We start from the raw sequence: 14,226 nt of genomic DNA on the forward strand, positions 1-14,226 counted from the left end.
TTAAAAATTACATATTGAATAAAAAAGAACATTGGGAAAGAGTTTATGGTACCAAAACGCCGGAGGAGGTCAGTTGGACACAAGAAGTGCCACAAATTTCGTTGGACCTTATCCATTCACTGTCCCTGAAAAAGAATTCAAAAATCATAGACGTGGGCGGAGGCGACAGCAAGTTGGTCGATTTTCTGCTCGATGAAGGTTTTGAAGACATCACCGTACTTGATATTTCAGGTAAGGCCTTGGAACGGGCCAAAAAACGATTAGGCGAACGCGCCAATAAGGTAACATGGATAGAGGCTGATATCATCTCATTTGAACCAAAGGAAAACTACGATGTGTGGCATGACCGTGCTGCTTTTCATTTTTTGACAGAGCCAGAACAGATTCAATCCTATTTAGATTTAGTGAACGAATCGGTACAGGGTCATTTGATTATCGGTACCTTTTCTGAAAATGGCCCTGAAAAATGTAGTGGTCTTTCCATCAAGCAATACAGCCCTGATCAAATGGAAGCTACTTTCCAAAAGTTTGAAAAAATGGGTTGTCAAACAGAAAACCATCAAACGCCATTTGGCACTACGCAGCATTTTCTTTTTTGTAGCTTTAAAAGAAGGGCGTGATTACTCCTGGACTGTTGGTTTATTTCCAAAAATCAAGTTTGCCACAACAAAAGCTACCAGAGCGGGCAAAACCCATCCCATTTGATGTTCGCTTAGCGGAATCCAATCGACAAAGGGAGCTATTTGTTCTCCCCATCCCAAGCTACCCAGAAAATCGGGAACACTAAAAATGGCCGTGACCAAAACAACCCTTCGAAACACCTTGGTCGAACTCCAGGCCGAAGGAGCGGCGTTCAACAAAATCAACACAATGGTGATGGGATAGATGAACATGAGCGAGGGAACCGCCACCAAAATGATGTACCCCACATTAAACTGACCAATGAGCACCCCAAGCAAACAACCTAAGAAGGCCGTAATGCGGTAGGCCCAGATGGAATCGTTAAACCGACCTTTTATAAAATCTGAGGTACCCGTTACAATACCAACGGCGGTGGTGAAGCAGGCCAAACTCACCAAAATACTCAGGAAAAGATTGGCGGTGCTTCCCAAGGTTGCCGTACTTATACTCCTTAAAAGCGTTGTTCTAGAAATATCGGCATCAAACGTATTTTCAAAAACGGCTCCCGTCAGAATAAGTCCCCCGTAAACCAAAAACAGCCCGATGCCCGCCCAAAGTCCCGCTCTGCCAATGAGTCTTCGCTTTTCCTCGAAGGAAGCGGTTTTTTCCTTCAGGTTGATGGAAATGATGATTACCGCGCCTACCACTACGGCCCCTATGGCGTCAAAGGTTTGATAGCCTTCCAATATTCCCGAACTAAATGGGCGGTCCATCGCGGATGGGATCATTTCAAAATCAAAACCAAATACGGCCGTGGCTATCATCAATACCAAAATGATGAGGATTCCTGGCGTCAATAATTTGCCCAAGGCATCCAGCATTTTACTGCGATTGATGGCAAACACGAACACCAACAGAAAATATACCAGGCTCGTTAGCCAAGAGGGAGCACCCCAAAAAGGCTGAATGGCCATTTCGTGCGTTACCGAAGCGGTTCTGGGTGATGGCAATGCAATGGCGATGGTATAAATAAGGTAGCAATAAATGATACTGAAACGGGGCGATACCTTTTTGCCAAAATCGAACAAGGTGCCCTGCAGTTTGGCGTGTGCTATAATGCCCAAAATAGGAATGAGTACCCCCGAAATGCAAAACCCCAAGGTGACCAGCCACCATAAATTACCCGACTTAAACCCCAAAAGTGGGGGTAAAACAAGGTTGCCCGCGCCAAAAAAGAGGGAAAAAAGGGCAAAAGCCGTAATCGTTAACGATTTTTTATTGATGGGTTGTTGATAATTTGTTTTCAATACGGTATCTTACAAAAGTGTTTTTGAGCGGAAAAAGACAGCTTTTCAACGATTTTATGGTATTTCATCGAAAAAAATGTTTTATCGAGATAAAGGTGAAATAAAAAGTTATCAACATCCGTTCCTATAAAAATAAACGTATTAAACTCATATTTCTATAACATTAAACTACGAACCAAATTAAGCATTTTTCGAAGCCCCATTTCGTAATCCAGTGCTTTTCTCCAAACAACACCAGTTTATGAAAACAACTACTATGCAACATGGCAACAAATTCACCTCCTTCTTCTGCAGTTTGTTCGGCCATCATTACGTGGTTTCCAAAAAGGTGACCCAACACATTAAAGAGTACAAATGCATCCACTGCCAAAAAGAGGTCACTACCGATGTAAGTGGCAAACTCTCTGCACTGACACCTCAAATGCAAGAGATCAACAGTACTTTGGAAGATATGTACAGAAAACGCAAAAACAGGGTGGTGCACCAAGTGGCATAGCCCTTTTTTGATTTAGGAAAAGGCCCAAATCTTATCCCGAAAACTTAAGTTATTACCTGCTGCTAATGGTTGCGTGCCCCAATGCCATGATGTAGGGAAGTCTTGATTTTCGGGATTTTTTTATTTGTTGAACGAGTTCCAGCCCTGTGCGGTAATTGGAATCTTGGTATTGGCCCTGCTCACCAAATGGATGCCTTCGCTCTTTTCGGTCATGTGGCCGATAACCGTTAAATTGGGGTTGCCCTTGATTTTTGGGAAATCTGCCTGGTCAATGGTAAACAACAACTCGTAATCCTCTCCGCCGCTCAAGGCAATCATGGTACTGTCCATCTTAAACTCTTCCGAAGCGGAAATTACCGTAGGATCTAACGGGATTTTATCCTCAAAAACATTACAGCCTGTATCGCTATGCTTGCACAAATGGATGACTTCCGAAGAAAGGCCATCGCTGATGTCGATCATGGAGGTAGGTTTTACTTCCAGTTTTTTGAGCAGTTCCACAATATCTTTTCTGGCTTCTGGCTTTAATTGCCGTTCCACGATATAGGAATAAGGCTCAAGGTCGGGCTGGCTGTTGGGGTTGACCTTAAAAACTTCTTTCTCCCGCTCCAAAACCTGAAGTCCGAGGTAGGCACCGCCAATATCCCCGGTCACCACCAACAAATCGTTGGGCTTTGCCCCTTTACGGTAAACAATGTCATTCTCGTCTGCCGCGCCGATCGCCGTAACACTAATGATCATTCCCCGTGTGGAGGAAGTGGTATCTCCCCCTACCAAATCAACATGGTACAGTTTGCACGCCAAGGCAACGCCTTCATAAAACTCTTCAAGTGCTTCCAAAGGAAATCTGTTGGAGATTGCCAAAGAAACCGTGACTTGGGTGGCCATGGCATTCATGGCATACACGTCCGACAGGTTCACCATCACCGACTTGTAGCCCAGATGCTTTAGGGGCATATAGCTCAAATCAAAATGGACTCCTTCCACCAGCATGTCGGTGGTAACAATGGTTTTTTTGCCGTTATAATCCATTACGGCGGCATCGTCGCCCACCCCGATAATGGAGGAAGGCTGTTGGAGTTCAAAATTTTTGGTAAGATGTTCTATCAGGCCAAATTCGCCCAATTCTTCCAATGAAGTTCGTTCTTGATTCTTGTCTTCTAGCATTTTGCAAAAATAATGAGGATTATCGTAAATTTAGGTTTAGGGTGGAACATTAATTTTTTTGGGCGTAACTAGGTCAAAATCATGAAAAAGCCTTGTGGAATCGCCATGTATGGGCATAGGGTATGAATCTATGGTAATTTCCATAGGAAACGCCTATCGAATCATACGTTATAATAATGTTAGTTGCTATGGTAAAACCCTTCTTAAACAGTATATTTGTAGGCTATTTAGATTAAATACAAGTAAGATGATTAAGGTTTCGGAATCTGCCAAGCATAAAGTAGTGTCACTCATGACCGAGGAAGGTTTTGATGCGACCACCGATTTTGTGCGTGTTGGCGTAAAGAGCGGAGGGTGCAGTGGATTGTCTTATGAATTGAAATTTGACAAATCCGCAGCGGATACAGATAAGGTTTTTGAAGATAATGAGGTCAGAATCATTGTGGACAAAAAGAGTTTTCTGTATTTGGTAGGCACCACATTGGAATATTCCGGAGGTTTGAACGGTAAAGGTTTTGTATTCAACAATCCCAATGCCCAAAGAACCTGCGGATGCGGAGAAAGTTTTTCATTGTAAAAAGTAAGTTAAAGAGCTAAGAAGTTAAAAAGTTAATCTGAATGTATAGCTCTTTTGAAGATTTGGAGGTTTATAAAAAAACGGTAAAGTTTACCGCCAAAGTTTATGATTTATTGAAGAAGAGTCCTTTGAAAGAAGATTTTGCGATGGTTGATCAAATGAGAAGAGCGACCATTTCAATTTCCAACAATATTTCGGAAGGATTTGAACGGGAAACAGACAAAGAGTTGATAAGGTTCCTTTATTTCTCCAAAGGTTCAGCGGGAGAAGTCAGAAATCTTTTCAACTTATTGGAGGAGATAGGATATTTTAGGGCTGATGAGTTGATTGAGCACAGAAACCAAGTGATTGATATCTCAAAACAGCTTGCAAATTATATTAAGTATGTTAAAAAGCGAAGCGGACTTTAACTGTTTTGACTTTTAACTCTTAACTCAAAAAAGATATGGCTTATACAGAGGAAGAATTAAAGAAAGAACTGGAAACCAAGGAATACGAGTATGGTTTCTACACAGATATTGAATCGGATACGTTGCCCAAAGGGCTGAACGAGGACATTGTGATTGCCATTTCCAAAAAGAAGGAGGAACCCGATTGGATGACGGAGTGGCGATTGGAAGCCTTTCGTGCATGGCAGGAAATGGACGAGCCCGAATGGGCCAATGTGAAATACAAGAAACCTGATTTTCAGGATATTTCATATTATTCCGCCCCGAATAAAAAGCCAAAGTACAACAGCTTGGACGAAGTAGACCCTGAATTGCTGGAGACCTTCAAGAAGTTGGGCATTTCCGTGGACGAACAAAAGAAACTGGCTGGGGTTGCCGTGGATATAGTGATGGATTCCGTTTCCGTGGCCACCACCTTTAAAAAGACCTTGGCCGAGAAAGGAATCATTTTCTGCTCGATTTCCGAGGCCATCCAAGAGCATCCGGAATTGGTAAAGAAGTATCTCGGTACTGTGGTGCCCAAAAAGGATAATTTTTATGCGGCCCTGAACTCTGCGGTATTCTCCGATGGGTCCTTCTGCTATATCCCTAAAGGGGTTAGGTGCCCGATGGAGCTTTCCACCTATTTCCGTATCAATCAAGCGGGAACAGGACAGTTCGAACGAACTTTGGTGGTTGCCGAAGAAGGCAGTTATGTGAGTTATCTCGAAGGTTGTACCGCACCCATGCGTGACGAAAACCAATTGCACGCTGCAGTGGTTGAGCTCATTGCGCTGGACAATGCAGAAATCAAATATTCCACGGTACAAAACTGGTACCCCGGTAACAACGAAGGTAAAGGGGGCGTTTTCAACTTTGTGACCAAACGTGGACTTTGCGAAAAGAACGCCAAGATTTCTTGGACACAGGTAGAAACCGGTTCAGCCGTAACCTGGAAATATCCATCCTGCATTTTGAAAGGGGACAACTCCATTGGGGAGTTCTATTCCATTGCGGTAACCAATAATTTTCAACAGGCCGATACAGGAACCAAGATGGTTCACTTGGGTAAAAACACCAAGAGTACCATAATCTCCAAAGGAATTTCCGCAGGCCAGTCACAAAACAGCTATCGAGGATTGGTACAGGTGAATAGCCGTGCCGAAAACGCCAGGAACTTCTCTCAGTGTGATTCCCTTTTGATGGGCAATCGCTGCGGAGCGCACACCTTCCCCTATATTGAAGCCAAAAACAAAACGGCACAGATTGAGCATGAGGCCACGACCAGTAAAATTGGTGAGGACCAAATTTTCTATTGCAACCAAAGGGGAATCGATACCGAAAAGGCCATTGCGTTGATCGTAAACGGATTTAGTAAAGAAGTGCTCAACAAACTTCCCATGGAATTTGCCGTGGAAGCCCAAAAACTATTGGAAATCAGTTTGGAAGGCTCCGTTGGGTAGCTTCTACTGCGCTCAACCACCCAAAACCCGATTTGGTTATTGACGAAGTCGAAATCACAAATTTTAAGATAGAACATAATTTTTGAAGAAGAGAAATCATGCTAGAAATAAAAAATTTACATGCAAGCGTAGAGGACAAGGAAATCCTTAAGGGAATCGACCTGAAAGTAAATGCGGGAGAGGTGCACGCCATTATGGGCCCCAACGGCTCTGGGAAAAGCACCTTGGCCGAAGTAATTGCAGGTCAAGAAGAGTTTGAGGTGGGTGAAGGAACCATTCTCTTGGAAGGAGAAGATTTGGGAGAACTTTCACCAGAGGAAAGAGCGCACAAAGGAGTGTTCCTTTCCTTCCAATATCCAGTAGAAATCCCAGGGGTATCGGTGACCAACTTCATGAAGACCGCTATCAACGAATCCAGAAAAGCACAAGGCTTGGAAGATATGCCGGCCAACGAAATGCTGAAAAAGATTCGTGAAAAGTCCGAAATGTTGGAAATCGACAGGAAATTTCTTTCCCGTTCCTTGAACGAAGGCTTCTCTGGAGGTGAAAAGAAGCGTAACGAGATTTTCCAAATGGCGATGATGGAGCCCAAATTGGCCATTTTGGACGAAACTGATTCCGGACTTGATATTGATGCCCTTCGCATCGTGGCCAATGGGGTGAACAAATTGCGCAGTAAGGATAACGCCATCATCGTAATTACTCATTACCAACGTTTGTTGGAATACATCGTGCCAGATTTTGTACATGTATTGCATAATGGAAAAATAGTGAAATCCGGAACCAAGGAATTGGCCTTGGAGTTGGAAGAGAAAGGTTACGATTGGTTGAAAGAAGAAGCTGCGGTATAACCAGTTTTATCATTCCCATGAAAATGGGAGCCCAAATGAAAAGAAATCATTAATTAGATTCCTGCTGGAGTTTATGCTGAGCCATAACGGAGTGCAGAAATGACAATTAAAAACAAATGGATTTAAAGGAAAAATTAGTCTCCTCTTTTTTTGCTTTTGAGGACGGAATGGATTTAGATCATCCAGTTCACGAAGAGCGTTCCCATGCCATCAAAAATTTTGAGACCAAAGGCTTTCCCACCAAAAAGGAGGAAGCTTGGAAATACACCTCGTTGAAAGGATTGCAGAAAGTTGATTTCAGCATCTTTCCAAAACACGAGACCTCGTTGGAGTACAAGGATGTCAAAAAATATTTCCTGCACGAGATTGACACCTATAAAATCGTATTTGTGGATGGGGTGTACAGCTCTTACCTATCAGAAACAACGCATGACGGGGTGGATGTCTGTTTGATGAGTTCGGCATTCAGCAAGCCGATGTATCAACCCATCATTGAAGTATATTTCAATAAAGCGGCCTCCAAGGATGAGTCGTTGACCTCCTTGAACACTGCCTTTTGTAAGGAAGGGGCATACATTTATATCCCCAAGAACAAAATGCCCAAAAAGCCCATCCAAATTCTACATTTGGCTACGGGTAAAGAGCCAGCCTTGATGTTGCAGCCGCGTAATTTGATCGTGGCAGAGGACAACGCAGAGGTTCAGATTATTGAAAGGCACCAAAGTTTAACGGGAAATGAGGTGTTCACCAACTCCGTGACCGAAATTTTTGCTGGAAAGGACGCCATCATCGATTATTACAAGGTACAGAATGATGAGCCCACCGCTTCATTGGTGGACAACACCTATATTTCGCAAAAGGACAGTAGTGTAGTGCGGGTACATACCTTCTCTTTGGGAGGTAAATTGATCCGCAACAACCTGAACTTTTATCAGAATGGCGAGCGGATTGACTCTACTTTGAAAGGGGTCACCATTTTGGGCGACAAACAGCATGTGGACCATCACACCTTGGTGCACCACGCACAGCCTAATTGTGAGAGCCACCAAGACTACAAAGGAATTTTCGGGGACAGTTCTACGGGGGTGTTCAATGGAAAGATCATTGTGGACAAAATCGCCCAAAAAACGGATGCCTTTCAGCAGAACAACAATATTTTGTTGAGCGATAAGTCGACCATCAACTCCAAACCACAATTGGAGATTTTTGCGGACGATGTTAAATGTTCCCATGGATGTACCATTGGCCAGTTGGATGAAGAAGCATTGTTTTACCTACGGTCAAGGGGAATACCCCAAAAAGAGGCCAAGGCACTATTGATGTACGCTTTTGCCAACAACGTATTGGAAAGTGTGCGAATTCCCGAACTAAAGGCGCGAATCAATAAGATTATCGCCAATAAATTGGGAGTGCGTATGGGATTTGACCTGTAAGCTCAATTTTTAGCATCAACCTTATAATGATAGAGACGACTCTGGACATACTCGCCATTAGAAAGGATTTTCCCATCCTTCATAGGAAGGTGAACGGACAGCCCTTGGTGTATTTGGACAACGCGGCCACCTCGCAGACACCACAACAGGTAATCGATGTGATCGTTGACTACTATCAGGGGTACAACGCCAATATTCATCGTGGGGTGCACACCTTGTCGCAAGAAGCCACTGACGCCTACGAAGCTGCCCGTCAAAAAATCCAGAAGCATTTCAATATTGCTAAAGCACACGAGGTCATTTTTACTTCCGGGACTACCGATGCCATTAACTTAGTGGCCAATGGTTTTACATCTTTTTTGCAAAAAGGGGATGAGGTATTGGTTTCCGCCATGGAGCACCATTCCAACATTGTCCCTTGGCAGATGCTAAGCGAACGCACGGGTGCCATTTTGAAAGTGATACCCATGAACACGAACGGTGAACTCGTCATGGAAGAATACCACAAGCTATTGTCAGAAAAGACCAAGTTGGTGTTCTGCAACCACGTATCCAATGCGTTGGGCACCATCAACCCCATAAAGGAAATTATTGAAGCCGCCCACAAGGCAGGAGCCGCGGTTTTGATTGACGGAGCGCAGGCCGCACCGCACATCAAAGCTGATATGCAAGCCTTGGATGTGGATTTTTACACGGTATCTGCCCACAAAATGTGTGGCCCTACCGGTGTAGGAATGCTGTATGGAAAAGAAGAATGGCTCAAAAAGTTGCCGCCCTACCAAGGAGGTGGCGAGATGATTGCTGAGGTAACCTTTGAAAAGACCACCTATGCCGACCTGCCCCATAAATTTGAAGCCGGAACACCCAACATTTGCGGTGGAATCGCTTTTGGGGCCGCTTTGGACTATATGAACCAAATCGGTTTCGAGGCCATTGCCCAATATGAGCATGAATTATTGCAGTATGCAACGGAACAATTGCTCACTATTGACGGTCTGAAGATTTATGGCACCGCGACCAACAAAACTTCGGTCATCTCTTTTAATATAAAAGGGATTCACCCGTATGATATCGGTACCATTGTGGACAAACTGGGCATCGCCGTCCGAACTGGACATCACTGCGCGCAGCCCATCATGGACTTTTACAAGATTCCCGGTACGGTAAGGGCCAGTTTTAGTTTTTACAATACCAAGGAAGAAGTGGACCGCCTAGTGGAAGGGGTGAAACGCGCCAAAAATATGTTGTCGTAGGCCTGGAACTGCGGCAAAACTTGAATTGCAGTACACCGAGTTGTACTTTTGAACAAAATAATCGCATGAGCATAAAAGAAATACAAGAAGAGATAGTAGACGAGTTTTCCATGTTCGACGACTGGATGCAGCGGTACGAATACATGATCGAGCTTGGAAAGTCACTTCCGTTGATAGAAGAAAAATATAAAACCGACGACAACATCATTAAAGGATGTCAGAGCAAGGTGTGGGTACACGCCGAATTGGAAGGCGACAAATTGGTTTTTACGGCGGATAGCGATGCCATCATCACCAAGGGCATCATTGCCATACTGATTCGGGCTTTCAGTCATCAAAAACCACAGGACATTATCGACGCCAATGTGGATTTTATTGATGAAATCGGACTAAAGGAACATTTGTCCCCGACACGAGCTAATGGATTGGTGAGTATGATCAAGCAGCTCAAATTGTACGCAGTGGCTTATCAAACACAGTTAAAATAACACAGAATGAGCGAAGAAACTACCATAGATACACAGGAACTGGGCGAAAAAATTGTAAAGGTGCTCAAGACCATCTACGATCCTGAAATCCCAGTGGACATTTACGAGCTGGGTTTGATTTATGACGTGTTCGTGAATGAAGATTATGAAGTAAAGATTTTGATGACGCTTACCTCGCCCAACTGTCCCGTGGCCGAAACCTTGCCCGTGGAAGTAGAGGAAAAAGTTAAATCCATTGATGTGTTGAAAGACGTAGAAGTGGAAATCACCTTTGATCCACCTTGGACGCAGGAATTGATGAGCGAAGAGGCCAAACTCGAGCTCGGATTATTGTAAACTGTCAAGAAATAATTTCAAAATCACAAATCATAATGTCAGAGGAATTAACGGTTAGGGAAATTGATAGAATTATTGAAATGGCCTGGGAAGACAGAACTCCTTTTGAAGCCATCGAATTTCAGTTTGGCTTAAAGGAGAACGATGTGCGCGAGGTGATGCGTACCCATTTGAAGCGTTCTTCTTTTGAACTGTGGCGCAAACGTGTAAAAGGCAGAAAAACAAAGCACCAAAAAACCTCACCGGCCAATAGATTCCGATCACAGAATCAAAAATTATAATGGATTCAACGCCATATTGGTTTTGGCACTGAATGGATAATACTTGTAAACCAAAAAACCACACGGACGCTGAGCGTAGTCGAAGCGTGTTATTGAAACCAAGTCAATTTTGAAAAAGATTCCCGTTTTCACGGGAATGACAGTATGGAAGATGAAATAATAAACAGAGTAGCCCAAAGCAAGTTGATTACCTTCAACCTGGAGGATTACTATCCAGAGGGGGAGCGTAAGGTGTTGGACATTGCAGATTGGCTCTATGAAGGCTTTATTTTGCGTGAAAAGGAGTTTCGTGCCCATGTGGAGGCACACGATTGGCAAGCCTATCAAGATGCTTACGTAGCCTTGCAATGTTCCTCGGATGCCATAGTGCCCGGTTGGGCCTTTATGCTTGTAGCTTCCAAATTGCAACCTTATGCCAAAAAAGTGATCCGGGGCACTTTACCAGATTTGGAAACCGCACTTTACCAACCTATTTTGGAGCAATTGGACGTGACGGAATTTACCGATAGACCTGTCATCATAAAAGGGTGTTCCCACAAACCCGTTCCCGAGAATGCCTACCTCATGGCCGTTGCCCGCATCCAAGAAGTGGCCAAAAGCGTGATGTACGGTGAAGCTTGTTCCTCAGTGCCGCTTTTTAAACGGAAGAAGTAAATTTCAGTAGTCCAGTAAGCTGTAGGCAGTAGTTCGGTACGCAGTTGAGAGGGTTGTTAAACTGTCATTTCGAGCTGTCACCCTGAGCTTGTCGAAGGGGCAGTCGAGAAATCTTTGTGGATTCAGAAGTCAGGTAGCAGCTGGGAGTTGGGAGTTGACACGAATTGGCACGAATAGGGTTCTTTGTCATTTCCAACGAATGTGAGAAATCTATCGGGAGTCGGAAGTCAGGTAGCAGTTGGCAGTCGGCAGTTGACACTAATGTCACGAATAGGATTCTTTGTCATTTCGAACGAATGTGAGAAATCTGTCGGGAGTCGGAAATCAGTCTGCAGTGGGCAGTGGGCAGTTGACACGAATTTCACGAATAGGGTTCTTTGTCAGTTCGAGTGTTTTTTGATGAGTTTTTGAAAATAGGAGTCAAAAAATGTATCGAGAACTTAGTTCAGTGAGCAGCCAAGAATCAAGATCCAAGAGAGAAAAGACCATAGAAAATAGACTTGGTTTGATGGGCAGACGTTCAGTGGATGGTTGACACTAATTTCACGAATTAACACCAATAGGGTTCTTTGTCATTTCGAACGAATGTGAGAAATCTGTCGGGAGTCGGAAGTCAGTCGGCAGTGGGCAGTGGTCGATTTGCAGTCGAGCCATCCAAAAATCCAATCGCTACGAATTCCGAAAAAATTACCTTTAACCCATAACCCTAAACCTTGAACTTGCGTTTTCCCATTGGATTTCTCAATCGATGCATTGCATCTCATATCGAAATGACGTATTGCCGTCATGCTGAACTGGTTTCAGAATCCCAAACAAAATGGATTCCGTGTCGTGCTTCGACTCATTTCGACTACGCTCAATGACCAGTTCTCAGCAACCGCACGGAATGAAAACCACCGGAAACCCGAAGGCCGCCGGTGGTTCTGCTTGCCCTGTATGGGAAGAGGGCCGTACATTGTGTGGTGAAATTATGGGCAGTTGGCTTGGAAGCCAAGATTACCCGTAAATGTCCATTGATGATTGGTCCCCAAGTTTTGGGTAGCATCAATAACTTCTTGTCCACAAACAGATAGATTGTCTAAACCTAAGGTAATGTTTTTAGGACCATCGTTAGCTTCTACAAAGTTGTTCCAACCAATTAGCGTTGCGTTTAAGTTCTCTGGGCTCATTCCAGAATTATCAAACATTGCTCCCATTTGAGTAGCACTACTAATTTCCCAAGAAGCCAAGCTTTGGTTAAACGACGTTGCACCATTGAACATATTGCCAAAGGTGGTAACATTGTTTACATTCCAACCACTTAAATCTTGGTTGAATGAAGACGCTCCACGGAACATATGGTTCATTTTTGTAACACTTTCTGGGTTCCATCCGCTAATATCTTGATTGAAAGATTTAGCATCCCAAAACATAATAGTCATTGCGTCTACATTACTGATGTCCCATTTACCAATATCACCATTAAATTGGGTTGCATTCCAGAACATTCCTTCCATGGATGTGGTTTCAGAAAAATTAGGTAAATCCGTGGCACTAAAACCTTGAAGATTTTGACAATTTGTAAAAGCATAATTCATACGCTGCCATTTTTGGGAGCCCCATTGGCTCACATCAATTAAGGCACCAACACTAACCGCATTAGATGTGTCCATCATTAATGCGGGAAAAATCCCTTTAATGGCTACGGTGTATATGGCGGTATTGTCATAGGTGTGCGTAGGATTTGCATTGGTGGTATAATTTTCTTCCGTACCATCTCCCCAATCTATCGTATAATCGTATTGATATTGACTGTTCAATCCTATTTCAAGTTCCTCTCCTGCCTCCATATTGAACTTAAGTATAAATGAAGCAGGGTCATCAAACAAGCTTTCGATTACGTTGGTCACCGTTACGGTCACGGTAAACTCTACGGGGTCGTTGCTGCCGTCGCTTACACTTAGGGTCAAGCTGTGCTCGGTGGAGGTCTCAAAGTCGAGGTTCTTGCCCTCGGCCAAAGAGATTTCCCCGTTTTCTGCCACTTGGAAGAGCTCGCTCTCGTCGGTCACGAGTTCAAAGGTCAATGCGTCCCCGTCGCCGTCGTTGGCTTCCACGGTGCCGATCACTTCGCCTTCGGCCACGTCCTCGGCCACTTCAAAGCTTTGGTCATCTGCTGTAGGGGCTTGATTCACGGGTTCGGCATCAGTCACGGTAAATTCTCCGCTAGTTACGGTTGTTCCGCCTACGCTTACGCTTACGGCGCCCGTGGTGGCCCCTGTGGGCACAGTTGCCTTGAGCTGGGTGGCGGTAGCAGCGGTTACCGTTGCGGTAGCGGTACCGATTTTTACGGTATTGCTCGCCACCGTGGTGCTAAAGTTGGTACCGTTAATGGTGATCTCAGTGCCCACTGGCCCGGATTGGGGCGTAAAGTTGGCAATGGTAGGGGGTCCAGCAGGAGCTGGAGCGCTCGGTCCGTCGTCCTTACTACAGGACCACAATACGGTAATGGCCAAAAGCGACCATAACAATTTTTTGTAAATCATGATTAGAGTTTTTAGAAATAAGGAGCAAGATGCGGTATTTTGGGTTTACAAAAGGGTGCGATCTGACGGATGCCCCTTCCGATCTGACGGATGCCCTGTTTGATCTGACGGATTTTTTTAGGGGGTTGGATTTTGGGGGTTGAGAATGGGATTTTGGAGTCGGGAGTGGTAAGTTACGAGTTATGGGTTTCGGGTTTCGTGTTGCGAGTTAGGATGTCATTTCGAGCGCAGTCGAGAAATCTTTACTGGAGCCAAGAACCAAGAATCAAGACCCAAGAGAGAAAAGACCATAGAAAACAGACTTGGGTTGATGGGCAGAAGTTCAGTAAGCAGTTGACACTAATTTCAC

15 protein-coding genes are annotated in these 14,226 nt (G+C 44.2%); 12 read left to right on the plus strand and 3 right to left on the minus strand.

The window, feature by feature from the left end:
- The first annotated feature begins 14 nt into the window (after window positions 1-14).
- On the plus strand, window positions 15-620 hold the full coding sequence (locus RBB12_RS03085; RefSeq protein ID WP_306012750.1) for a trans-aconitate 2-methyltransferase: 606 nt from the start codon (window positions 15-17) through the stop codon (window positions 618-620).
- Here RBB12_RS03085 and brnQ read toward each other — a convergent pair whose 3' ends face one another.
- The gene (gene brnQ / locus RBB12_RS03090) at window positions 621-1,928 is read right to left on the minus strand and encodes a branched-chain amino acid transport system II carrier protein (RefSeq protein WP_306012751.1); all 1,308 of its coding nucleotides are present in this window, start codon (window positions 1,926-1,928) and stop codon (window positions 621-623) included.
- A 241-nt stretch (window positions 1,929-2,169) separates the two neighbouring features.
- Between brnQ and RBB12_RS03095 the strand changes: the two genes are divergently transcribed.
- On the plus strand, window positions 2,170-2,424 hold the full coding sequence (locus RBB12_RS03095) for a hypothetical protein (protein WP_179383327.1): 255 nt from the start codon (window positions 2,170-2,172) through the stop codon (window positions 2,422-2,424).
- A 120-nt stretch (window positions 2,425-2,544) separates the two neighbouring features.
- On the opposite strand, the gene thiL is transcribed toward RBB12_RS03095, so the two are convergent.
- Entirely contained in the window at window positions 2,545-3,591 is a 1,047-nt protein-coding gene (thiL, locus tag RBB12_RS03100) for a thiamine-phosphate kinase (RefSeq protein ID WP_293281638.1), read from the minus strand.
- Between the two features lie 247 nt (window positions 3,592-3,838).
- Between thiL and RBB12_RS03105 the strand changes: the two genes are divergently transcribed.
- From RBB12_RS03105 to RBB12_RS03150, 10 genes are all read left to right on the plus strand, one after another.
- A complete protein-coding gene (locus RBB12_RS03105) occupies window positions 3,839-4,168 on the plus strand; it encodes an iron-sulfur cluster assembly accessory protein (protein ID WP_179383329.1) in 330 nt (109 codons plus the stop codon).
- A gap of 41 nt (window positions 4,169-4,209) precedes the next feature.
- Entirely contained in the window at window positions 4,210-4,578 is a 369-nt protein-coding gene (locus RBB12_RS03110; protein ID WP_306012752.1) for a four helix bundle protein, read from the plus strand.
- A gap of 35 nt (window positions 4,579-4,613) precedes the next feature.
- Window positions 4,614-6,059, plus strand: a complete 1,446-nt coding sequence (gene sufB / locus RBB12_RS03115) for a Fe-S cluster assembly protein SufB (RefSeq protein ID WP_306012753.1) — start codon at window positions 4,614-4,616, stop codon at window positions 6,057-6,059.
- A 98-nt stretch (window positions 6,060-6,157) separates the two neighbouring features.
- Window positions 6,158-6,910 carry a Fe-S cluster assembly ATPase SufC gene (gene sufC / locus RBB12_RS03120; protein ID WP_306012754.1) on the plus strand — a complete coding sequence of 251 codons (753 nt, stop codon included), beginning with the start codon at window positions 6,158-6,160 and terminating at the stop codon, window positions 6,908-6,910.
- 116 nt (window positions 6,911-7,026) lie between these two features.
- Window positions 7,027-8,343, plus strand: coding sequence for a Fe-S cluster assembly protein SufD (gene sufD / locus RBB12_RS03125; RefSeq protein ID WP_306012755.1), 1,317 nt, complete (start codon window positions 7,027-7,029; stop codon window positions 8,341-8,343).
- Window positions 8,344-8,369: 26 nt separating this feature from the next.
- The gene (locus RBB12_RS03130) at window positions 8,370-9,596 is read left to right on the plus strand and encodes an aminotransferase class V-fold PLP-dependent enzyme (protein WP_306012756.1); all 1,227 of its coding nucleotides are present in this window, start codon (window positions 8,370-8,372) and stop codon (window positions 9,594-9,596) included.
- 65 nt (window positions 9,597-9,661) lie between these two features.
- Window positions 9,662-10,084, plus strand: coding sequence for a SufE family protein (locus RBB12_RS03135; protein WP_306012757.1), 423 nt, complete (start codon window positions 9,662-9,664; stop codon window positions 10,082-10,084).
- 6 nt (window positions 10,085-10,090) lie between these two features.
- Window positions 10,091-10,420, plus strand: coding sequence for an iron-sulfur cluster assembly protein (locus RBB12_RS03140; protein WP_179383335.1), 330 nt, complete (start codon window positions 10,091-10,093; stop codon window positions 10,418-10,420).
- A 35-nt stretch (window positions 10,421-10,455) separates the two neighbouring features.
- Window positions 10,456-10,701 carry a TIGR03643 family protein gene (locus RBB12_RS03145; protein WP_179383336.1) on the plus strand — a complete coding sequence of 82 codons (246 nt, stop codon included), beginning with the start codon at window positions 10,456-10,458 and terminating at the stop codon, window positions 10,699-10,701.
- 144 nt (window positions 10,702-10,845) lie between these two features.
- The gene (locus RBB12_RS03150; RefSeq protein WP_306012758.1) at window positions 10,846-11,355 is read left to right on the plus strand and encodes a DUF2480 family protein; all 510 of its coding nucleotides are present in this window, start codon (window positions 10,846-10,848) and stop codon (window positions 11,353-11,355) included.
- A gap of 968 nt (window positions 11,356-12,323) precedes the next feature.
- On the opposite strand, the gene RBB12_RS03155 is transcribed toward RBB12_RS03150, so the two are convergent.
- On the minus strand, window positions 12,324-13,877 hold the full coding sequence (locus RBB12_RS03155) for a BspA family leucine-rich repeat surface protein (RefSeq protein WP_306012759.1): 1,554 nt from the start codon (window positions 13,875-13,877) through the stop codon (window positions 12,324-12,326).
- Window positions 13,878-14,226: the final 349 nt, after the last annotated feature.

The sequence above is a fragment of the Allomuricauda sp. MMSF_3307 genome (assembly GCF_030733585.1).
Classification (GTDB): domain Bacteria; phylum Bacteroidota; class Bacteroidia; order Flavobacteriales; family Flavobacteriaceae; genus Flagellimonas.